This window comes from Myxococcus guangdongensis, from assembly GCF_024198255.1.
Lineage (GTDB): Bacteria > Myxococcota > Myxococcia > Myxococcales > Myxococcaceae > Myxococcus > Myxococcus guangdongensis.
The window spans coordinates 186940-206956 of record NZ_JAJVKW010000008.1 but is presented as its reverse complement, the minus strand read 5'-3'; the positions used below and the strand labels follow the sequence as shown (position 1 = coordinate 206956).

The following is a 20017-nucleotide window of genomic DNA, read 5'->3' as shown; positions in this document are numbered from 1 at the left end:
AGGTAAAGCACGGCCGACGACCGGGGGAGGCCGGCTACTTGACCCCCCAACGTTTCTCGAGCGCCCGTTGCTCCGCCTGCCGCAGCTTGACGCGCTCCTTCTCCGCGCGCTGCTTGTCGGCCTCCTCGGGAGAGGGGCGCATGGCCAGCTGGTAGACGGAGCCCGCGATGGCGAACATCCCCGCCGCGATGATGACGCCCCAGGGGCGGCTCGCCACCGCCTCCACCAGGCTGCCGAACTGGTGCAGCGCCGCCAGCGCGCCGATGACGAGCACCCACCCGCCCGCCGCGGAGGCGACGATTCCGCTGACCACCCGGTGCAGCAGCGCGCCCACCAGCCCGCCGATGATGAACCCCGGCGCGAAGCCGAGCAGGAAGTCCTGCGGGCCGGCGATCTGCCCGGCCACCAGCCCCAGCGGCACGCCCAGGCCCACGAAGGTGATGGCGGGCGGGAAGAGGAAGCCCAGCACCAGGAGCCCCCCCGCGGCGATGGTCGGCGCCCTGGGGTCCAGGTCCGGCAGCCCCAGCTTCACCGCCACCGCGCCCGTCCACACCAGGCCGAGCAGCGCGCCGATGGGCCCGGCCAGCACCCGGAACACCCGGGGGCCTCCGCCGACCAGCAGCAGCGTCACCCCGACGACACAGCAGATGATGCCCGCCCACATCGGCAGGAGCCGGTAGATGGCGACCCAGCCCGACGGGTTGAACTCTTGATAGGCCCTGAGTGCCTGGAAGAGGCCTTCCATGACTTCCGACTCCTTCGCATTGCGGCGCGGCTCGAGCCGCCCCCGAGGGGCGCGGGCGCCGACGATGTAGCTTAAGCGTAGCGCTTCAGCGCCAACAGCAGCAGCGCCACGAAGACGGCGGCGCCCAGGACCGCGAAGCCGTAGAGGCCCCGGGGCGTGGACGTGCGGCGCAGCAGCTCCTCGGCCTGCGCCCGGTCCTGGGGGGCTGGATTGCTCGCCAACAGACGCTCGGCCTGGCGACGGGCCCCGGCGACGTCACCGGCCTCCTTGAGGGCCCAGGCCGCGCGGACCTCGGGGGCGCCGGGCGGCTCGGGCGTCTGTCCGCCTTTCGCCATGGGCCCGCTGTATACCGGGGAATGCGAGCACCCGTCGACGGTATATAGATGCGCTCTATGTCCGCGCGGCGCCTGACCCGTCGAAACCTCCTGCTCGGCACCACCGCGCTCGTCCCGCTGCTGTCTGGGCGTGCGCGCGCCTTCGGTGAGAAGAACCGCTTCATCCCCGCGGTGGCGAAGCACGGCGGCCGCTGGGACGCGCGGCAGTCGGGCCTGCGTCGCATTGCCTGGGAGCTGCAGCGGCGCACCTCCGTGGAGGTGGTGCCGGACGCGCGCCCGTTCGCGCTGAGCAGCCCCGACCTCTTCGAGTACCCCTTCCTGTACTTCGGCGGCGACGGCGCGTTCCCCGCGCTCAGCGAGGCGGAGGTGACCAACCTTCGCCGCTACCTGACGTACGGCGGCTTCATGCTGGCGGACGCCAACGACGGCAGCGACGGGGACGGCTTCGACGCCAGCTTCCGCCGGGAGATGCGGCGGGTGTTGCCGCAGAGCCCGCTCACCGACGTGCCCTCCACGCACGTGGTGTTCAAGTCCTTCTTCATGCTGGACGCGGCGCCCGGGCGGCTGCTCAACAAGCCGCAGCTCTTGGCGGCCAACCTGGGCAAGCGCGCCGCGGTGCTGTACTCGCAGAACGACGTGGCGGGGGCGTGGAGCCGCAACGAGACGGGCGACTACGAGTTCGACGTGAGCCCCGGCGGCGAGCCCCAGCGCGAGCTGGCGGTGCGCCTGGGCATCAACGTCTGCATGTACGCGCTCTGCCTGGACTACAAGGACGACGCCGTCCACCTGCAGCTCATCCTCAACAAGCGGCGCTGACGCGAAGGGCCTCACCTCAAGAGCCTGGATGAATTCCCCCACCTTCAACGCCTGGAAGCTCGTCAGCCTCTCTCCGCTGCCCTCGTGGGCGCTGGTGTTCCTCGCGCTCGGGCTGCTGTTGGGCGTGGCGCTGGCGGCCTGGGGCGTGCGCCGCGAGCCCTCGCGGGGACGTCGCATCCTGTTGTGGGCCCTGCGCGTGGGCGCGGGCGTGGCCGCGCTCTTCTTTCTCCTGGAGCCCGGCATCCGGCATCTCCAGGTGGCGCGGATGAAGAACCGGGTGGCGGTGCTGGTGGACCGCTCGGCGTCCATGGGCTTTCCCACCGAGCCGGGCGGCCCCACGCGCAACGCGCAGGTGGCCGCGTTCCTGGAGAAGGCGGGCCCGGCGTTCGCGGCGCTGCAGGACCGCTTCACGGTGGAGATGTACGGTGTGGACCCGGAGCTGGCGCCGGTGACGCCCGCGTCGCTCGCCAAGGAGCCTCCCCGGGCGGGCACCACGGACCTCCTGGCCGCGCTGCGCGCGTCGGCGGGGGCGGGGCAGGGCTCGCGCAAGCTGTCCGGCGTGTTGTTGTTCAGCGACGGCGCGGACAACACGGAGCTGAAGGCGGGCGTGGTGGGCCGGGCGCGCGCGGCGCTCGCGGACCTGGGCGTGCCGGTGTCCACCTTCACGGTGGGCCAGGAGGCGCTCAAGGACCTGGCGATTGAAGGCCTGAAGGTCGACGACTTCGCCTTCGTGCGCAACTCGCTCACGGTGGAGGCGGAGATTCACGGCCGCGGCTTCCGGGGCAAGGAGATCCCCGTCGTCCTCAGCCAGGAGGGCAAGACGGTGGCCACCAAGACGGTGCGCCTGGAAACCAACGACGACGTGAAGCCGGTGTCCTTCACCTTCACGCCGGACCAGACGGGCCGCTTCGTCTACACGGTGTCCGTGCCCACCTTCCCGGACGAGGCGGTGGCGGACAACAACAGCCGCTCCTTCACGCTGAAGGTCATTCGAGACCGGGTGCGCGTGCTGCTGGTGGTGGGCCGCCCCTCGTGGGACGAGCGCTACCTGCGCGGGCTGCTCAAGCAGGACGCCAACGTGGACCTCATCTCGTTCTACATCCTGCGCACGCTGTCGGACGACCCGGGGACGTCGAATGACCGGGAGCTGTCGCTCATCCCGTTCCCGATGGAAGAGATCTTCGACACGAAGCTGGACACCTTCGACGTCGTCATCTTCCAGAACTTCGGGCACTCGGACCCCTCGCTGTCCATCGCCGAGTACGAGCGCAACCTGGAGCGCTACATCCACAACGGCGGCGCCTTCGTGATGATTGGCGGCGACAGCGTGCTGGGCGAGGGCCGCGCCACCATGCCCACGCTGATGGACGCGCTGCCCGTGGCCGCCGCGGGCCCCGCCAACCTGGACGCCTTCACCGCGCGCCTGACGCCGGAGGGCCTGCGCCACCCGGTGACGGCCATCGGCACCGGCGCCTCCAGCACCGAGGCCGCGTGGGGCGAGCTTCCTCCCATCCCCGGCATCAACATGACGCGCGCGCGGCAGGGCGCCACCGTGTTGCTGGAGCATCCGCATCTCACCTCGGACGGGAAGAACGCGCCGCTCGTCGCCGTGTGGGACTACGGCCGGGGGCGCGCGCTGGTGATGGCCACGGATGCGTCGTGGTACTGGGCCTTCGCGGCGCACCGGGATGGCTCGCCCAGCCGCGCGTATGACCGCTTCTGGGGCAACGCGCTGCGCTGGCTGGTGAGGGACCCGGACCTGACGACGTTGAAGGTGACGGCGGACCCGCCCTCGGTGGAGCCGGGGCGGCCGGTGGCGGTGGTGGTGCAGGCGCGCAGCGCGGACTACCAGCCGGCGCAGGACGCGCAGGTGCGCGTGGAGCTGTTCTCCGTGGCCGCGCAGAAGCCCGTGGCGGTGCAGACGGGGACGACGGGGCCGGACGGCGTGGTGCGGCTGGAGTTCGCGCCGCCGGAGCCGGGGCCGTACAAGCTGCTCGCCACGGCGAAGAAGGGTGAGACGGAACTGGGCCAGGGCGAGGACGCGGTGGCGGTGCGCGCCGTGGGGCCGGAGCTGTCGGACGCGTCGGTGCGGCGGGAGCTGATGGAGCAGGTGGCCCAGGTGACCGGTGGCAAGGCGTACAAGTTGCCCCAGGAGAGCCTGCCAGATGTGCCGCTGTTGGACCCGCCGGTGGTGGAGGTGGGCCGCGCCAAGGACCAGCCCCTGTGGGACCGCTGGTACTACCTGGTGGCCCTCATCGGGCTGCTCGGCGCGGAGTGGTTCGCGCGGCGCCGCTTCGGTTACGTCTGAGGCGCGAGGGGCGCGCGCCCGCCGACCCGGAATAGGGGCGACTGGGGCGCGTTCGCCAGGTGCGGTAGAGAGGGGACTCCGAGCCCCTGCCTGGAGCCCTTCGTGCGTCACGTCCTCGCGCTTCTCCTCGTTTTCCTGCCGCTGTCCCCGGCCTTCGCGCAGTCGCTGCCCGCCGACTTCGACGCCACCCTCGAGAAGGCGATGAAGACCTTCGACGTGCCCGGCATCGCCGTGGCCGTGGTGAAGGACGGCAAGGTGGTGCTGTCCAAGGGCTATGGCGTGCGCAAGCTCGGGGACAAGACGCCGGTGACGGCGGACACGCTGTTCGGCATCGCCTCCAACAGCAAGGCCTTCACGGCGGTGGCGCTGGCGATGCTCGTCGAGGAGGGCAAGCTGCAGTGGGACGACCGCGTGGTGGACCACCTGCCGTCGTTCCAGATGCACGATGCGTACGTCACGCGCGAGCTGACGATTCGCGACCTGCTCGTGCACCGCAGCGGCCTGGGGCTGGGCGCGGGAGACCTGCTGTACTTCCCGCAGTCCACCTTCACCGAGGACGAGATTGTCTCGAAGCTGCGCCACCTCCCTCCGGCGTCGAGCTTCCGCAGCAAGTACGCGTACGACAACATCCTCTACCTCGTGGCGGGCAAGGTCATCGAGAAGGTGAGCGGCCGTCACTGGCGCGACTTCGTGCGCGAGCGCATCTTCGTGCCGGTGGGCATGCGCGACAGCAGCACGCTCTTCAAGGCCCTGCGCGTGAGCAGCAATGTGGCCACGCCGCACGCGAAGGCGGACGGCGTGCTCAAGGCCATCTCGCCGATGGGCTTCGAGAACAACGCGCCCGCGGCGGCCATCAACTCCAGCGTGAATGACTTGTCCAAGTGGATGATGACGCAGCTGGCGCTGGGCGTGATTCCGGGGACGGAGGGCAAGAAGCGGCTGTTCAGCGAGGCGCAGTCGAAGGAGATGTGGGCGGCGCAGACGGTGATGAACGTCACCGAGCCCTCCAAGCCGCTCGCTGGGCTGCGCGCGAACTTCGCCGCGTACGCGCTGGGCTGGTCGCTGCGCGACTACAAGGGCCACAAGCTGGTGGGCCATGGCGGCGCGCTGCCGGGCTACTACTCGCGGGTGATGCTGGTGCCGGAGCTGAACCTGGGCGTCGCGGTGCTGACGAACCAGGAGGAGCGCGGGGCCATCGAGGCGCCGATGTGGACGGTGCTGGACGCCTTCATGGGCGGGCCCGCGACGGACTGGGTGGCCGCGTTCAAGGCGGATGACGACGCGAAGCGCGCCAAGGCGGAGGCCCAGGTGGCCGGCCTGCGTGGCAGTCGCAACGCGGAGAGCAAGCCGTCGCTCCCGCTCGAGGCCTACGCCGGCACGTTCCGCGACGCGTGGTACGGCGACGTGACGCTGACGCGCGAGGCGGAGAAGCTGGTGCTGCGCTTCAGCCGGACGCCGGGCCTCGTCGGCGAGCTGGAGCACTGGCAATACGACACCTTCGTCGCGCGCTGGAAGGACCGCTCGCTCAATGCGGACGCGTTCGTGTCCTTCTCGCTCAAGCCGGACGGGGCGGTGGGGGAGATGCGCATGCAGCCCGTCTCACCGCTCACCGACTTCAGCTTCGACTTCCAGGACCTGCGCTTCACGCCCGTGAAGCAGGCGCCCAGCGCCGCCGTCGCGAAGCCCGTGCACTGAAGAGGGTCTTCTCCGGATTCGCCCGCCTGGCCAGCAGTGCCAGACGGGCGCGTCGCCGGATGACGCGGACAGCTACTGCTTCTCCACCACGCCGCACGCGATGCGGCCGCCGGCGTCGCCGGTCGGGTCCGTGGCGTAGTCGTCCTCCTTGACGTGGACGACGACGGCCGAGCCGTCCTTGTCGAACAGGGACTTCACCGTCAGCCCGCCCTGGGCGAACGTGTCGAACTGCACCTTGCCGTCCTGGCCCACGTAGAGGTTGGGCAAATCACCCACGTGCTTGCCCTTGTGGGCCATCATCCCGTGCGCCTTCTTCGTCGGGTTGAAGTGCGCGCCGGCCGTCTTGAACTCCGGCGCCTCGCACTTGCCCGTCTCGTGGATGTGGAAGGCGTGCTGGCCCGGGGGCAGGTCGTGCAGCGCGCCCTTGATGACGACGCCCTGCTTGGCCTGCTCGAACGTGATCTCACCCACGTCCTTGCCCTGCGCGTCCTTCACCGTCGCCTTCGCCGTCTCGCCCTTGGGCGCTTCCTTCTTCGCTGGCGCCTCGGCGGGCGCGGCCTGGGCGGGCGTGGGGGGCGTCGCCGCGGGGGCCTGGGCCAGCGCGGGCGCGGCGGCGGTGAGGATGGTGGCGGTCAGCAGCGCGCGAATCTTCATGAGGTGAGGTCCTCCTTCAGAGGGGAAAAGCTGCTCAGCGAAGGTGGACACTAGCGGTTGTCCGCGCAGCCCGCAGGGAAACCATGCGGGCCGCCCACCGCTCCCTCACTCCTGTCCGATGGGCGGCACTACCAGCGGCACTGGCACCACGCGTGAAGCACCGAAGGCCGGCGCCCAGACGCGCTGCACCTCGGGGCCGTTGAGGAACCGCACGATGGCCTGGAAGGCGGGCAGGGGGCCTCCCAGCGTCTCCGCCCACTCCAACCCTCGCGGCGACAGGTTGGGCACCAGCGGCCCGAGCTCCTCGGCGGACGTGGACGAGCGCGTCACGCGCAGGCCCTCGTCGCGCAGCCGCTTGGGGACGTACAGCGGCGCGAAGCGCGCGTGACGGTGGTCGTGCACGCAGCCCTCCTCCTGCAGCAGCGCCGCGGACAGCGGCAGCTCCCGCACGTTGAAGAGCAGCTTCACCGCGCCCACGTGCGGGTCGTACGGCCCGCGCAGCCGGTGGTCTCCACGCGGAATCAGCCGCCGGTCCAGGTAGCAGTACGCCCGCGTCTCCGGGGGCAGGGTGCCCCGGTGCCGCGCGCCGCCATACCGGAAGAAGGGCCGCAGGTGCTTGGCGTCCACCTCCAGCGCGGGGCCCACCTTCAGCGCGCGCAGCTTGGGCAACAGCTCCTCGGACAGCCCGTGCACCCGCGCGAAGTCCGGCAGGTCGTCCAACGAGGACACCGAGAAGGCGCGGATGCGCGCGAGCAGCCGCTCCGGGTCCGCGTCCACCAACAGCTCGTCGAAGCGCGTCTTCACCCCGGGCAGGCTCACCGGGACGAGCGTGGTGAGCGGCTCGCCCTCCGCGCTCCACCTCGCGTCCAGCGCGCTGGCCTCCGGCGTCGTCGGCGCCAGCCGCCACTCGGGCGCCTCGGGCGTGAAGTGCTGCCACGCCCCCCGGCGCTCGAAGCGCGGCGGGTCCACGTGGCCCGGCAGCGAGGACCACACGGTGATGCACGTGCGCACCTGCGTGCCAGCGAAGGCACCCGGCCCCAGGTCCACCACCTCGCGCAGCGTCAGCATGCGCAGGAGCGACTGGCGCAGGGGCGCGTAGAGGAACGCGTCCAGCAGGCTCGCCGGGGTGATGAAGGCGAGCACGCCGGGCCGCGTGGACAGCCGGTGCGCGGCGACGAGCAGGAAGAAGGCGAAGTCGTCGCGCAGGCTGGTCCCCGGCGGCAACGCCAGCGGCAACAGCGCGCGCAGCTTCGCGTACGCGCCCGCGTCCTTCAGCACCGGCGAGGTGCCGTTGTACGGCGGATTGCCCACCCACAGCTCGCGGTGCTCGGGCGGCGTGGCGGCGAGCATGGGCTCCAGCCCGCCTCGCAGCGTGTCGCCCTCCTTCACGTCGGCCTCGGGGACGCGGGCCTGACACAGCCGGGCCACGGCCGGGTCCAGCTCCAGGCCGCACAGGCGGGCTCCGGGCCAGAGCTTCGAGGCCGCCGACAGGAAGGCCCCGGCTCCACAAGCCGGGTCAATCACCGTGAGTGGCCCGGCTCCCAGGTGCGCCATCGCGAGCGATAGCGTGCGTTCCACCAGGGGCGCGGGCGTGAAGAACGCCCCCACCGCCTTGCGGTCGATTCCGGGGAACTGGTGGACGAGCTTCTCTTCGTCGACGTCCAGCAACCTATTCGCGGCGCGTGGCATTGAGGAGTCATCCTAGCCACCCCCGCCCCTCGCGGTGATCCACTCAAAGCTTTGCAAACGCACTCAAATGACCGGATGTGATGTCCCAATCACTTCACATGCCCGGAAGTCTGAGATTTGGTGCCCCGCAATGCGTGACTTCAGCCCGCACCGTACACCTGTGAGGGTTGTGTGTGATGAGCCTGCTCACCCAGGTTGCTTCACCAGGGCGCGGAACACACCCATTCCGGCCACCATTCCCACCACGAAGAGCGCCACCGTCAGGCCTCCCACCGGCAACACCACCAGCGCCGGCCCCGGGCAGTAGCCCGACAACCCCCAGCCCACGCCGAAGAGCACCGCGCCCGCCACCAAGCGTCCATCCACCGAGGCGGAGGGCGCTCCGGGGAAGGCGTCCGCCAGCACGGGGGCCGCTCTGCGGAGGATGACCCTGCGCGCCAGCGCGTACGAGCCCAGCGCGCCCGCCATCACGAAGGCCAGGCTCGGGTCCCAAGCGCCCGCCACATCGAGGAAACCCACCACCTTCGCCGGGTCCGTCATGCCTCCCATGCCCAGCCCCAGCGCGAAGAGCAGCCCCGCGACGCCCGCCGTGAGGACCTGCTTCATGACAGCCCTCCCAAGAGATGCCGGGTGACGAAGACGGTGGCGGCGCCCGCGGCCATGAACGTCAGCGTGGCCACCAGCGAGCGCTTGGAGCCCCGCGCCAGGCCACACACCCCGTGGCCGCTGGTGCAGCCGCTGCCCAGCCGCGTGCCGAAGCCCACGCACACTCCGGCGACGAGCGTGGTGCCCACGCCCGTGGGCACCGGCGCGCCGAGCCCCGAGGGGCGCACGGCCGCCAGCACCACGCCTCCCAGCATCAGCCCGCCGATGAAGGCCACGCGCCACCCGGTGTCACCCGACGCGGGTGTCCAGAGGCCACCGGTGATGCCGCTGATGCCGGCGATGCGGCCGTTGAAGAGGAGCAGGAGGGCCGCGCCGAGGCCCAGCAGGACGCCGCCCAGGAGGGGCAGGAGGAAGGTGTTCATCGATGCGGCACCTGACGAGGAAGAGAGTCGAGGAAAGCGGGGTGCGACCAGCCGACGAGCGTGGCACGTCCCGGTCAGGAGGTGAGAGCACTGGGACGGGAAAAAGGATTCAGGGACCCGTGTTGAGGCGGTATGCGTCCTCGAGCAGGGGAGCATGGAGCCCAGGCTCTTCCGGCCGCTCCAGGAAGCGAGGAGGGACACGTGGTGGTGACACGCGAGGGGAAGGGGCGGAGCGACGCGGTGCTCGTCTCGGCGGCGCGCCGGGGGGACCGGGAGGCGCTGGAGGCGCTGCTCGCCCGGTATTCCTCTCCGGTGTACCGCTTCGGGCTGCGCCTGTGCGGCTCCGAGGCCGAGGCCCGGGACGTGCTCCAGGAGACCCTGGTGACGGCGTTTCGGGGCCTCCACGCGTTCCGGGGGCAGGCTCGATTGTCGACGTGGCTCTACCAGGTGGCGCGCTCGCACTGCTCACGCGAGCGCCGCAGGCAGGCGCGCGGAGGGGCTCGCGTGTCGCTCGACGCCCCCGTGGCGCGGCGGGTGGCCGCCACCGAGCCCTCGCTCGATGACGTGGCGCACGCGCGTGAGTTGGGCGCGGTGATGCGGGACGCGCTCGGGACGCTGTCCGCGTCGGACCGGCAGGCGCTGCTCCTCAGGGACGTGGAGGGCCTGTCCGCGGAGGAGGCCGCGCGCGAGACGGGCATCGACGTGCGCGCACACAAGAGCCGCCTGCACCGCGCGCGCATGCGCCTGCGGGAGAAGCTCTCCGGGGTGTCTGCTGTCAGGGATTGAGTAAGAGGGGCGGAACCCGGGCCCCTTGGAGGCCCGGGCCCCACCCCCGCCCTCCTCCCCAGGAGCAGTGACGGAGGAGGGCTATCGCGGTGGCGTTACGCCTTGCTGGGCGTGGGCGTGGGTGTCGGACCTGTGTGTTCCACCGAGGCCGCCGCGGCCACGGGGGCCCCGGAAGGCTTGCCCGCGCCCATGTGCATGCGGTGCTTCACCTCGGCGAAGCGCTCGCTGGACTCGCGCTCCGGGAACATCAGCGACACGAGCACCCCCACGATGAAAGCCAATGGCATGGTGATGATGCCTGGATTCTTCAGCGGGAACAGGGCGCTCGTGTTCTTGAGCAGGTCCACTTGTACGGTGGGCGACAGGAAGATGAGCAGCACCGCGCTGAACGAGCCCGTCAACATGCTGGCCACCGCGCCATAGGTGGTGAACTTCTTCCACGCCATGGACAGCAGCAGCGCGGGGAAGTTGGCGCTCGCGGCAATCGCGAACGCGAGCCCCACCATGAAGGCCACGTTCTGCCCCTTGAAGGCCACGCCCAGGATGACGGCGAGCACGCCCAGGAAGAGGCTCGCCAGCCGCGCCACCTTGAGCTGCTCGTGCTCGGGGGCCTGGCCCTTGCGCACCACGCTGGACCACAAGTCGTGCGACAGCGCCGCCGCGCCGGACAGCGTCAGGCCGGCCACCACCGCGAGGATGGTGGCGAAGGCCACCGCGGAGATGAAGCCCAGAAAGCCCGTGCCGCCCACCACTTCGGCGAGCATGGGCGCCGCCATGTTGCCGCCCTTGTCCACGCTCGTAATCGCCTGCCGGCCCACCAGCACCGACGCGCCGAAGCCGAGGATGAACGTCACCAGGTAGAAGTACCCGATGAGCCCCGTGGCGTAGAACACGCTGCTGCGCGCAGCCTTCGCGTCCGGTACCGTGTAGAAGCGCATCAGGATGTGCGGCAGGCCCGCCGTGCCGAACATCAGCGCCAGGCCCAGCGACACCGTCTCCAGCGGGTTGCTCACCAGCGCGCCCGGCGCCAGCGTCTTCTCGCCGTACTGGCGGGTGGCCTCGCTGAAGAGCGCCAGCGGGCTGAAGCCGAACTTGTAGAGCACCGCCAGTGCCAGCGCGGACGCGCCCGCCAGCAGCAGCACCGCCTTCACGATCTGCACCCACGTGGTGGCAATCATGCCGCCGAAGAGCACGTAGAGAATCATCACCGCGCCGACGATGACGACGGCGACCTCGTAGGACAGTCCGAAGAGCAGGTGGATGAGGTTGCCGGCGCCCACCATCTGCGCAATCAGGTAGAAGCTCACCACGGTGAGCGTGCCCAGCGCCGCGGCCAGCCGCACCGGTGTCTGCTTGAGCCGGTACGCGACGACGTCCGCGAAGGTGTACTTGCCCAGGTTCCGCAGGGGCTCGGCGATGAGGAACGTCACCACCGGCCAGCCCACCAACCAGCCCACCGAGTAGATGAGGCCATCGAAGCCCGACATCGCGACCAGACCCGCGATGCCCAGGAAGCTGGCGGCGCTCATGTAGTCGCCCGCCAGCGCGAAGCCGTTCTGCAGCGCGCTCACCCCGCCGCCCGCCGCGAAGAACTCGGAGGTCGTCTTCGTCTTGCGCGCCGCCCAGTACGTGATTCCCAGGGTGACGCCCACGAAGAGCAGGAAGAAGAGGATGGCCGTGGAGTTGGGCTGGCCCAGCTGCGTGCCCGTTGCCGAAGGGGGATTCATGCGGGGTTTCCTCTCAACGACGCAGTTCGCGCAGGGCCCGGTCGTACTTCCCGTTCGCCCAGATCATGTAGATGCCCGTCAGTGCCCACGCCGTCACGATGACGAGCGCGCCCAGCAGGATTCCCACCGACAACCCGGGGACGAGCTGCTGGCCCATCAACGGCTTGTTGAAGGCCACCAGCAGGATGAAGCCGAAGTAGGCCACCAGCGTGGCCACGGTGAGCACGGCGGCCACCCGCCAGCGCGCGGCCGCGAGTCTTTCCAATGCCTCTTCTTGAGATGGGGAGGACATCGCTTGAGCTCCTGGTTGGGGGTGGAATCAGCGCTGGGCCTGCACGGGCGTGGCCTTGGTGAGCAGCTCGTCCAGCACGGACGGGTCCGCCAGGGTGGTGGAGTCACCCAGGTTCTCCGTCTCGCCGGACGCAATCTTGCGCAGCATGCGGCGCAGAATCTTGCCCGAGCGCGTCTTGGGCAGGCCGTTGACCACCACGACGCGGTCCGGCGTGGCGATGGGGCCGATGACGTGACGCACCTGCTCCTTGAGCGCGCCCACCATCTGCTCGCTGGAGGTCTCCTGCCAGTCGGGCTTCACCGTGACGAAGGCGCACACGCCGGTGCCCTTGATGTCGTGCGGGAAACCCACCACGGCGGCCTCGGCCACGGCCTCGTGCGCCACCAGCGCGCTCTCCACCTCCGCCGTCCCCAGCCGGTGGCCGGACACGTTGAGCACGTCGTCCACGCGGCCCGTGATCCAGTAGTACCCGTCCTCGTCGCGCCGGCAGCCGTCGCCGGTGAAGTACAGGTTGGGGAAGCGCGAGTAGTACGTCTCCACGAAGCGCTGGTGGTGGCCATACAGCGTGCGCGCCTGCCCCGGCCACGAGCGCGCCAGGCACAGGTTGCCGCTGACGCCGTTGCCTTCGATGATGCGGCCCTCGTCGTCCAGCAGCACCGGCTCCACGCCGAAGAAGGGCAGGGTGGCGCTTCCCGGCTTGCACGGCGTCGCGCCCGGCAGCGGGGAGATGAGGATGCCGCCCGTCTCCGTCTGCCACCACGTGTCGATGATGGGGCAGCGGCCCTCGCCCACCACGTCGTGGTACCAGCGCCACACCTCCGGGTTGATGGGCTCGCCCACGCTGCCGAGCAACCGCAACGACTTGCGCGAGGACTTCTTCACGAAGCCGTCGCCCTCCTTGATGAGCGCGCGCAGCGCGGTGGGCGCCGTGTAGAGGACGGTGGCCTTCACGTCGTCCACCACCTGCCAGAGTCGGCCCGAGTCCGGGTAGGACGGCGTGGACTCGAAGAGCACCGTGGTGGTGCCGTTGGTGAGCGGGCCGTACAAGAGATAGCTGTGGCCCGTCACCCAGCCCAGGTCCGCGGTGCAGAAGTGCACGTCGTCGGGGCGCACGTCGAAGACGTAGTGGTGCGTCGTCGCCGCGTACACCAGGTAGCCGCCCGTGGTGTGCAGCACGCCCTTGGGCTTCCCGGTGGAGCCGGAGGTGTAGAGGATGAAGAGCGGGTCCTCCGCGTCCATCCACTCGGCCGGACACACGCCGCGGTGGCGCGACATCTCCTGGTCCAACCACGCGTCACGGCCCTCCACCATGGGCACCTCGCGCGAGGTGCGCCGCACCACCAGTACGGAGGACACCTGGGTGAGCCCCTCCACCGCCTCGTCGGCGATGGCCTTGGTGGGCACGCTCTTGGGCCCGCGCGGCCCCTCGTTCGCGGTGACGAGCACCCGCGCACCCGAGTCGAGGATGCGCTCGCGCAGCGACTCCGACGAGAAGCCCGCGAACACCACCGAGTGCACCGCGCCGATGCGCGCGCACGCGAGCATGGTGTACGCCAGCTCCGGAATCATCGGCAGGTAGATGCAGACACGGTCGCCCTTCTTCACGCCGTGCGCCTTGAGCACGTTGGCCACACGTCCGACGTGGTGCTGCAGGTCTCGGAAGGTGATGGTCTCGTACTCACCCGGCTCGTTCTTCGCCCAGATGATGGCGGCCTTGCCGGGGCGCTCGCGCGCGTGGCGGTCCACGCAGTTGTAGGCCACATTGAGCTTGCCGCCGCTGAACCACGAGAAGTCCACCTGCTCCGCGTCCACCTCGCGGATGGCCTCCGGCGGGTGGAACCAGGTGAGCCGCTGGGCCTGCTCGCCCCAGAACGCCTCGGGCTCGCGCAGGCTCTTCTCATGGAGCGCGCGGTACGCGTCGATGCTCTTCACGTGCGCGTCGCGGGAGAAGTGCTCCTTGGGCGCGACGAACGAATCCTTCTGGGCAGTCATCGGGTGTCCTCGACGGGGGCAGGGGGTTAGTAGAAGAACTGGAGCTGCGCGGTGCCGGTGACGCCGGTGTCCGCGTTGGACAGGTCGCCCACGCGCGCGATGGCGACCTCGGTCCGCAGGTTGAACGTGTGCTTCTGGAACCAGACGTTGAAGCCGGGCCGGAAGATGAGCGAGTCCTGGTTCGTGACGCGCGAGTTGAAGTACTCGACGGACACCAGGGGCTCCACCTTGGCGATGCGGTAGCCCAGCTCCGCCTGGACGCCCGTGCCGCTCTGCGGGTTGTCCATGCCCTGGCGGTAGTGGAACACGCCCGTCTGGAACACCAGCTCCTGGTCATTGCCCATGGGCCAGTCCAGGAAGGTGTCCGCGGAGATGCCCAACGAGTCGTGCACGCCCGACGCGGTGGCGATGGCGGAGGGCTGGTAGTCCGCGCCCACGCCCACCGACAGGTGCGGCTTGTCGGTGAAGTAGATGCCCTGGAAGAAGAGGTCCTCCTCGCGCGTGAGGAAGTTCCAGCGCACCATCGCCACGCCGCGTGGCAGGTCATCCGGGTTGACGGTGGGCAAGTCCTCGCGCTTCGTGCCTTCGGCGCCGTTCATGATGGCGGCGCGGAAGCCCACCGGTCCCGCGAAGCCGCGCAGCTGCACGCCCATGTCGCGCCAGATTTTGCCCACCCCCGCGGTGAAGCGGATGACGCTCGAGTGGTAGTCCACCGAGTTGAGCGCGATGGCGCCCTGGAGGTTGTGGCGCGAGAACGGGGCGATGAGCATGCCCACGTCCACCCAGATCTTCTCCGCGAACTCGTAGGACACGAACGCGTCCTGGACGAAGAAGTCGACGTTGTAGTTGTTGTCCTTGCCGAAGTTGGGCTGGTCCGTCTCCATGAAGAAGGACAGGCGCTTCGTCACGTTGCCATAGACGAGCAGCCGCACCCGGCGCAGGAAGAAGTCCGTGCCCACACTCCCACTGGGCGCCCCGTCCTTGATGACCTGTGCCTGCGATTGGAGCAGCAGGTTGATGTTGAGGTTCGCTTCGTCGTTGATGGCGATTTTGCCTGCGATTGCGGAGCCCAGCGGGAGGAGGACCACAGCGAGCGCGACCAGGAGCGGCGACGAGCGCATGGAGGGGTGGGGCATGCGCCCTCCTTGAGCAACACTTCGGCCAACCCCGCCTTCGCGAAGATTCAGGACGTTGCAGGTTGGCTCGGCGCGTCAGGGTGTTACGGAAGGTGACGTGTGCGTTACCTCGGTAACGAATCGCGCAATGCGTCGTAACGAATCGTGCACAAGCGACTTGTCGCGTCGAGGACGGTGCGTCAGGAATTGCAGCGGTGCGTCATGCGCGGGTGCGGGGGAGGCCGAGCTTCTGGCGCTTCTCCCACAAGGCCTTGCGGCTGATGCCCAGACGCTTGGCCAGCTCCGTCTCGCCCATGTGCTCCTGGTTCTCGAGCACGAAGCGGCGGAAGTACTCCTCCATCGAGCCGCCGCCCGTCTCCTCGGGCTCCGACTCGGCGGGCTCGGCGGCGTCGAGCGGCTCGCCACCGGGCAGCTCCAGCGCGAGCAGGTCCGGGGTGATGACGGGCCCCTCGGAGAGGATGACCGCGCGCTCGAGGGCGTTCTCCAGCTCGCGCACGTTGCCGGGCCATGGGTGTGTCAGCAGGGCCTGGAGGGACTCGGGGGACAGCGTCGCGGGAGGGCGGCCTATTCTCCGGCAGGCCTTCTCCAGGAGGTACTTCGCCAGCACGGGCAGGTCCTCGCCGCGCTCGCGCAGGGGCGGCAGGCGGATCTCCACCACGCGCAGCCGGAAGTAGAGGTCCTGGCGGAAGGCGCCCTCTTGCACGCGGCGGGGCAAGTCGCGGTGCGTGGCGGCGACGATGCGCACGTCCACCTTGCGAGGGCGCGTGGAGCCCACGCGCCGCACCTCTCCGTCCTGGAGCATGCGCAGCAGGCGCGCCTGCGCGGGCGCGGGCAATTCGCCCACCTCGTCCAGGAAGAGGGTGCCGCCGTGCGCGGCCTCCACCAGGCCCGCGTGCGCGGTGAGCGCGCCCGTGAAGGCCCCCTTCTCGTGGCCGAACAGCTCGCTCTCCAGCAGGCCCTCGGGGATGGCCGCGCAGTTGACGGAGATGAGGGGCCCGTCCGCGCGAGGGCTCTGCGCATGGAGGGCGCGCGCCACCAGCTCCTTGCCGGTGCCGGACTCGCCCAGCACCAGCACGGTGGCGGGGGAGGGGGCCACCTTGCGCAGGCGCTCGAAGACGTCGCGCATCGGCGCGCAGCCGCCCACCATGCCGCTCACGGAGTAGGACTGCTCCACCTCTCGCTTGAGGGCCGCGTTCTGGCGCGTGAGCTTGCCCTCGCGCAGCACGCGCTCCACCTGGAGGAGCAGCTCGTCGTGGTCGAACGGCTTGGCGATGTAGTCCACCGCGCCCAGCTTCATCGCGTCCACCGCGGACTTCACGGTGGCGTAGCTGGTCATGATGAGCACCGGCACCCCGGGACACAGCGCGATGACGTCCGTGCCCGGCGCGCCCGGCAGCCGCAGGTCCGACAGCACCAAATCAAAGGAGTCGAGCGCGTAATCGCTCGCGGCCTCCTGCACCGCGCCCGCCTCGGACACGTCATGCCCGGCGCGCACGAGCAGCCGGCGCAACTCCGTGCGGATGATGGGTTCGTCCTCGATGACCAGGATGCGGCTCATGCGGTGGCTCCCGGGACGGGACGTGCGGTGGTCGTGTGGCTTCGTGCGTCGGGCAGGCTCACCGTCACGCTAGTCCCTCCTCCGGGCCGGTTGTCCACCTGGATGGTGCCGCCGTGCTCACGGACGATGCCCGCCACCAATGCGAGCCCGAGGCCCGTGCCCTCGCCCGGCTGCTTCGTCGTGAAGAACGGCTCGAAGACGCGCTGGGTGAGCTCCGAGGCGATGCCGTGTCCCCGGTCCAGCACGCGCAGGTGGATACGGCCCTCCTGGGCCTGCGCCTCCAGCTCCACGCGCCCACCTTCGGGCGAGGCATCCACCGCGTTGGTGAGCAGGTTGACGAGCACCTGCTCCAGCCGCTGCGCGTCGCCCAGGACCACCAGCCCCTCGGCGCCGCGGTGCTCGAAGCTCACCCCTCGGGAGCGCGTCGCCGAGCGCGCCATCCGCGCGAGCTGGAGCGCCTCCGTCAAGAGCGGCCCCACCTCCACGCGCGCGAAGGGCCGGGCCTCGCCACCCACGGTGCCGGCGTGACTGAAGCCCACCAGCGCGCGGACGATGGCGTCGATGCGTCGGCACTGCTGGAGGATGAGCGCGGTGCGCTCCTTCACGGCCTCCGCGTCGTCCAGCTCGTACTTGAGGTTCTGCGTGAGGCTGGCGATGGCCGTCAGGGGATTGCCAATCTCGTGCGCCACGCCCGCCGCCACGCGGCCGAGCGAGGCCAGCCGGTCCTGGTGCGCGAGCTTCGCGTCCACGGCCTTCTTCTCCGTCAGGTCCTCCACCAGCAGCGCCATACCCTCGGAGGTGCCGCCGCCCTCCTCGTCGGGTGTCAGCCGCGAGCGGTGCAGCCGCAGCGTGCGCTCGGCGCCGGCCACGACGACGCGCGTCTCGGTGTCGGCCTCCGCGCCGGCCGCGAAGGCGGACAGGAGTGAGCCCCAGGGCGCGGGCAGGTCCGCCAGGGGGTGGCCTCGCGCGGCGTGTTCCCGCACTCCGGCCAGCCGCTCCAGCGCGGCGTTCCAGATGACGACCTCCCCGTCGGGCCCCACGGTGCACACGCCCAGGGGCAGGTCCTCGAGGATGCGATTGAGATAGCGCCGCACCGCCTCCACCGCGCGCACCGGGCCCTGCATGCCGCGTGCGTCGCGCAGGCGCTCCTCCACGAAGCGCAGCTGCTCGGCCAATGCCGCGCGAGTGCCGGGCTCCAGTCGCAGCGCCTCCTGCACGGTGAGCCTCGCGAGCACCGGGCCCAGGAGGCCCGAGAGGTTGCGCTCCACGCCATCGCGCAGGCGGCGCAGCTCGGACGGACGCCGCTCGTTCGGGGACATGTCGAGGGACTCCAGCGCGCGGTCCACCTCCGCCGACGCGGCCTCCTCGCCCAGGAGCGGCACCAGGCGCTCGCGGAACTCGCGCGGTGAGCTGGCCTCCACGCCGCCGGAGACGAGCCCGGGGCCTTCACGCGTGCACGCCCGCGCGGCCTCGGTCTCCGCCTGCGATTGCCGGGTGGCCAGCGACACACCCACGAAGGCGAGCGTGTTGAGCGTCAGCGACGCGAAGGTGGAGAAGCCCCACGGCTCGTCGCTGGGGAAGCCGAGCAGCGCCGAGACGCGGTGGGTCCACGCCACAACTCCCGGCGAGGCCCACAGCGGCACCACCAATGTCACCAGCCACAGCGCCGCGCCCGCGCCCAGCCCCGCGAGCAGCCCCGCGCGCGTGGCCCGCTTCCAGAAGAGCAGCCCGAGCACGCCGGGCGCGAACTGCGCCACCGCGACGAAGGACACGAGGCCCAGGTCCACCAGCCCCATCCCCCGCGTGTCGAGCAGGCGGTAGAAGCCGTAGCCCGCCAGGATGATGAGCGCGATGAGCAGCCGGCGCGCCCAGAGCAGCCAGCCGTACAGGTGCGGTTGTCCACGCGCGTAGCCCAAGGGCAGCACCAGGTGCGTCAGGCACATGGGCGCCAGGGCCAGCGTGGTGACGATGACCATCGCGCTGGACGCGGACACGCCGCCCAGGAAGGCCACCAGCGCCAGTCCCGTGGCGCCGCGCGAGGCGGGCACCGCGAGCAGGTGGAAGTCCGCGGGCCAGGGCAGCCCCAGCGCCTCGCCACTCCACAGCACGACGGGGACGGCCAGGTTCATCACCAGCAACACCAGCGGGAAGGCCCACGTCGCGGTGGACAGCGCGTCCTTCTCGGGCGCCTCGGTGAAGGCAACGTGGTAGCTGCGCGGAGTGAGGAACGCCGCCGCGCACGAGAGCACCAGCAGGGGCGCCCACGATGCCTCGCGCGCGGGGCGCTGGAGTTGCTCCACCGCCTCGGGGTGCGCCTCCAGCCACTTCCACAATCCGTCCACGCCGCCGAACACCTGCGACACCGCCCACGCGCCCACGGCGACGAGCGCCACCACCTTCACGGCCGACTCGAAGGCGATGGCCAGCATCAGCCCCTCGTGTCGCTCGCGCGGGGTGAGGTGGCGCGCGCCGAAGAGGACGGAGAAGACGACGAGCACCGCGCAGAAGCCCATGCCGACGAGCGTGGGCGAGGCCGACGGGCTGAGCACCTTCGCGGACTCCACCACCGCGCGCACCTGGAGCGCGAGGTAGGGGAGGCTGCCGGCCAGCATGAACAGCGTCACCGCCGTGCCCGTCGTCTGGCCCGGGTAGCGGAAGGCGAGCAGGTCCGCGAGCGACGTGAGCTGCAGTTCACGTGTCAGCCGCAAGAGCGGACGCCACAACACGGGCACGAGCAGGCACGCCAGGGTGACGCCCAGGTAGATGCCCAGGTAGCGGTAGCCGTGCCGGGCCGCGTAGCCCACGCTGCCGAAGTAGGACCAGGACGTCGCGTAGACGCCCAGCGCGAGCGCGTACACCAGCGGGTGCTGGGTGATGCGCGAGGAGATGAGGCCTCGCTCCGCCGCATAGGCGACGAGGAACAGCACGAGCAGGTAGACGACGGACGCGGCGACGAGCGAGCCCAGCTCAAGCGTCATGGCCACCGCCCCGGTACGCAGCCCAACCGCCGAGGGCGATGACGGCCAACCACACGATGAAGGGGGCGTAGCCGGGGGCATCCTCCGCCAACCACAGACGCCTGAGCGGCGAGCCGAAGAGCAGCACCGCGATGGCGAAGACGAGCAGCGACGGCATCGCGGGCGCGTCTGGCTCCGTGGGGCGCTTCATGAAGTCCAACGATAGCAGCGCGACGGCGGATGGGTGACAATGCGGTGACTCGCTTTCCTCACGCGGCCCGTGTGCCTGGGGAGGGAGC

At 70.5% G+C, this 20017-nt stretch carries 17 protein-coding genes; 4 read left to right on the top strand and 13 right to left on the bottom strand.

The features are described 5' to 3' along the window. Positions 1-34: 34 nt before the first annotated feature. Positions 35-745 carry a hypothetical protein gene (locus tag LXT21_RS24785; RefSeq protein WP_254040652.1) on the bottom strand — a complete coding sequence of 237 codons (711 nt, stop codon included), beginning with the start codon at positions 743-745 and terminating at the stop codon, positions 35-37. A gap of 71 nt (positions 746-816) precedes the next feature. After that, a complete protein-coding gene (locus LXT21_RS24780; RefSeq protein ID WP_254040651.1) occupies positions 817-1080 on the bottom strand; it encodes a DUF2379 family protein in 264 nt (87 codons plus the stop codon). A 57-nt stretch (positions 1081-1137) separates the two neighbouring features. Between LXT21_RS24780 and LXT21_RS24775 the strand changes: the two genes are divergently transcribed. The 3 genes from LXT21_RS24775 to LXT21_RS24765 all read left to right on the top strand — a co-directional run bounded on the left by LXT21_RS24775 (position 1138) and on the right by LXT21_RS24765 (position 5899). Then, positions 1138-1896, top strand: coding sequence for a DUF4159 domain-containing protein (locus LXT21_RS24775; RefSeq protein WP_254040650.1), 759 nt, complete (start codon positions 1138-1140; stop codon positions 1894-1896). Positions 1897-1924: 28 nt separating this feature from the next. Then, positions 1925-4204 carry a glutamine amidotransferase gene (locus LXT21_RS24770; RefSeq protein WP_254040649.1) on the top strand — a complete coding sequence of 760 codons (2280 nt, stop codon included), beginning with the start codon at positions 1925-1927 and terminating at the stop codon, positions 4202-4204. A gap of 102 nt (positions 4205-4306) precedes the next feature. Then, the gene (locus tag LXT21_RS24765) at positions 4307-5899 is read left to right on the top strand and encodes a serine hydrolase (protein ID WP_254040648.1); all 1593 of its coding nucleotides are present in this window, start codon (positions 4307-4309) and stop codon (positions 5897-5899) included. A gap of 72 nt (positions 5900-5971) precedes the next feature. On the opposite strand, the gene LXT21_RS24760 is transcribed toward LXT21_RS24765, so the two are convergent. The 4 genes from LXT21_RS24760 to LXT21_RS24745 all read right to left on the bottom strand — a co-directional run bounded on the left by LXT21_RS24760 (position 5972) and on the right by LXT21_RS24745 (position 9270). Next, complete coding sequence (locus tag LXT21_RS24760; RefSeq protein ID WP_254040647.1) at positions 5972-6553, bottom strand: superoxide dismutase family protein; 582 nt, start codon at positions 6551-6553, stop codon at positions 5972-5974. 105 nt (positions 6554-6658) lie between these two features. Further along, entirely contained in the window at positions 6659-8242 is a 1584-nt protein-coding gene (locus tag LXT21_RS24755) for an HsdM family class I SAM-dependent methyltransferase (protein WP_254040646.1), read from the bottom strand. A gap of 186 nt (positions 8243-8428) precedes the next feature. Then, complete coding sequence (locus LXT21_RS24750; protein WP_254040645.1) at positions 8429-8848, bottom strand: DUF6691 family protein; 420 nt, start codon at positions 8846-8848, stop codon at positions 8429-8431. Continuing rightward, the gene (locus LXT21_RS24745; RefSeq protein ID WP_254040644.1) at positions 8845-9270 is read right to left on the bottom strand and encodes a YeeE/YedE family protein; all 426 of its coding nucleotides are present in this window, start codon (positions 9268-9270) and stop codon (positions 8845-8847) included. Before LXT21_RS24745 ends, LXT21_RS24750 begins: the two co-directional genes overlap by 4 nt. A 201-nt stretch (positions 9271-9471) precedes the next feature. On the opposite strand from LXT21_RS24745, the gene LXT21_RS24740 reads away from it, so the two are divergent. Continuing rightward, positions 9472-10056 (top strand): RNA polymerase sigma factor, encoded by a 585-nt coding sequence (locus LXT21_RS24740; RefSeq protein ID WP_254040643.1) that lies wholly within the window; start codon positions 9472-9474, stop codon positions 10054-10056. A 95-nt stretch (positions 10057-10151) separates the two neighbouring features. Here the strand turns inward: LXT21_RS24740 and LXT21_RS24735 are convergent, their stop codons facing one another. From LXT21_RS24735 to LXT21_RS24705, 7 genes are all read right to left on the bottom strand, one after another. After that, positions 10152-11783, bottom strand: coding sequence for a sodium:solute symporter family transporter (locus tag LXT21_RS24735; protein WP_254040642.1), 1632 nt, complete (start codon positions 11781-11783; stop codon positions 10152-10154). A 13-nt stretch (positions 11784-11796) separates the two neighbouring features. Beyond that, a complete protein-coding gene (locus LXT21_RS24730) occupies positions 11797-12075 on the bottom strand; it encodes a DUF485 domain-containing protein (protein WP_046715732.1) in 279 nt (92 codons plus the stop codon). 27 nt (positions 12076-12102) lie between these two features. After that, the gene (gene acs / locus LXT21_RS24725; RefSeq protein WP_254040641.1) at positions 12103-14067 is read right to left on the bottom strand and encodes an acetate--CoA ligase; all 1965 of its coding nucleotides are present in this window, start codon (positions 14065-14067) and stop codon (positions 12103-12105) included. Positions 14068-14093: 26 nt separating this feature from the next. Further along, complete coding sequence (locus LXT21_RS24720; RefSeq protein ID WP_254040640.1) at positions 14094-15203, bottom strand: porin; 1110 nt, start codon at positions 15201-15203, stop codon at positions 14094-14096. Between the two features lie 199 nt (positions 15204-15402). Continuing rightward, positions 15403-16761, bottom strand: coding sequence for a sigma-54-dependent transcriptional regulator (locus tag LXT21_RS24715; protein ID WP_254040639.1), 1359 nt, complete (start codon positions 16759-16761; stop codon positions 15403-15405). After that, positions 16758-19739: an ATP-binding protein gene (locus LXT21_RS24710; protein WP_254040638.1), complete on the bottom strand. Its 2982-nt coding sequence runs from the start codon at positions 19737-19739 to the stop codon at positions 16758-16760. Before LXT21_RS24710 ends, LXT21_RS24715 begins: the two co-directional genes overlap by 4 nt. Beyond that, positions 19729-19929 carry a hypothetical protein gene (locus LXT21_RS24705; RefSeq protein ID WP_254040637.1) on the bottom strand — a complete coding sequence of 67 codons (201 nt, stop codon included), beginning with the start codon at positions 19927-19929 and terminating at the stop codon, positions 19729-19731. Before LXT21_RS24705 ends, LXT21_RS24710 begins: the two co-directional genes overlap by 11 nt. Between the last annotated feature and the right edge of the window lie 88 nt (positions 19930-20017).

Coding starts and splice junctions, on each gene's coding strand:
- LXT21_RS24735 (WP_254040642.1), bottom strand. CDS start 11,783: ATGAATCCCCCTTCGGCAACGGGCACGCAGCTGGGCCAGCCCAACTCC.
- LXT21_RS24745 (WP_254040644.1), bottom strand. CDS start 9,270: ATGAACACCTTCCTCCTGCCCCTCCTGGGCGGCGTCCTGCTGGGCCTC.
- LXT21_RS24710 (WP_254040638.1), bottom strand. CDS start 19,739: ATGACGCTTGAGCTGGGCTCGCTCGTCGCCGCGTCCGTCGTCTACCTG.
- LXT21_RS24770 (WP_254040649.1), top strand. CDS start 1,925: ATGAATTCCCCCACCTTCAACGCCTGGAAGCTCGTCAGCCTCTCTCCG.
- LXT21_RS24705 (WP_254040637.1), bottom strand. CDS start 19,929: ATGAAGCGCCCCACGGAGCCAGACGCGCCCGCGATGCCGTCGCTGCTC.
- acs (WP_254040641.1), bottom strand. CDS start 14,067: ATGACTGCCCAGAAGGATTCGTTCGTCGCGCCCAAGGAGCACTTCTCC.
- LXT21_RS24755 (WP_254040646.1), bottom strand. CDS start 8,242: ATGCCACGCGCCGCGAATAGGTTGCTGGACGTCGACGAAGAGAAGCTC.
- LXT21_RS24775 (WP_254040650.1), top strand. CDS start 1,138: ATGTCCGCGCGGCGCCTGACCCGTCGAAACCTCCTGCTCGGCACCACC.
- LXT21_RS24785 (WP_254040652.1), bottom strand. CDS start 745: ATGGAAGGCCTCTTCCAGGCACTCAGGGCCTATCAAGAGTTCAACCCG.
- LXT21_RS24760 (WP_254040647.1), bottom strand. CDS start 6,553: ATGAAGATTCGCGCGCTGCTGACCGCCACCATCCTCACCGCCGCCGCG.
- LXT21_RS24730 (WP_046715732.1), bottom strand. CDS start 12,075: ATGTCCTCCCCATCTCAAGAAGAGGCATTGGAAAGACTCGCGGCCGCG.
- LXT21_RS24780 (WP_254040651.1), bottom strand. CDS start 1,080: ATGGCGAAAGGCGGACAGACGCCCGAGCCGCCCGGCGCCCCCGAGGTC.
- LXT21_RS24750 (WP_254040645.1), bottom strand. CDS start 8,848: ATGAAGCAGGTCCTCACGGCGGGCGTCGCGGGGCTGCTCTTCGCGCTG.
- LXT21_RS24720 (WP_254040640.1), bottom strand. CDS start 15,203: ATGCCCCACCCCTCCATGCGCTCGTCGCCGCTCCTGGTCGCGCTCGCT.
- LXT21_RS24715 (WP_254040639.1), bottom strand. CDS start 16,761: ATGAGCCGCATCCTGGTCATCGAGGACGAACCCATCATCCGCACGGAG.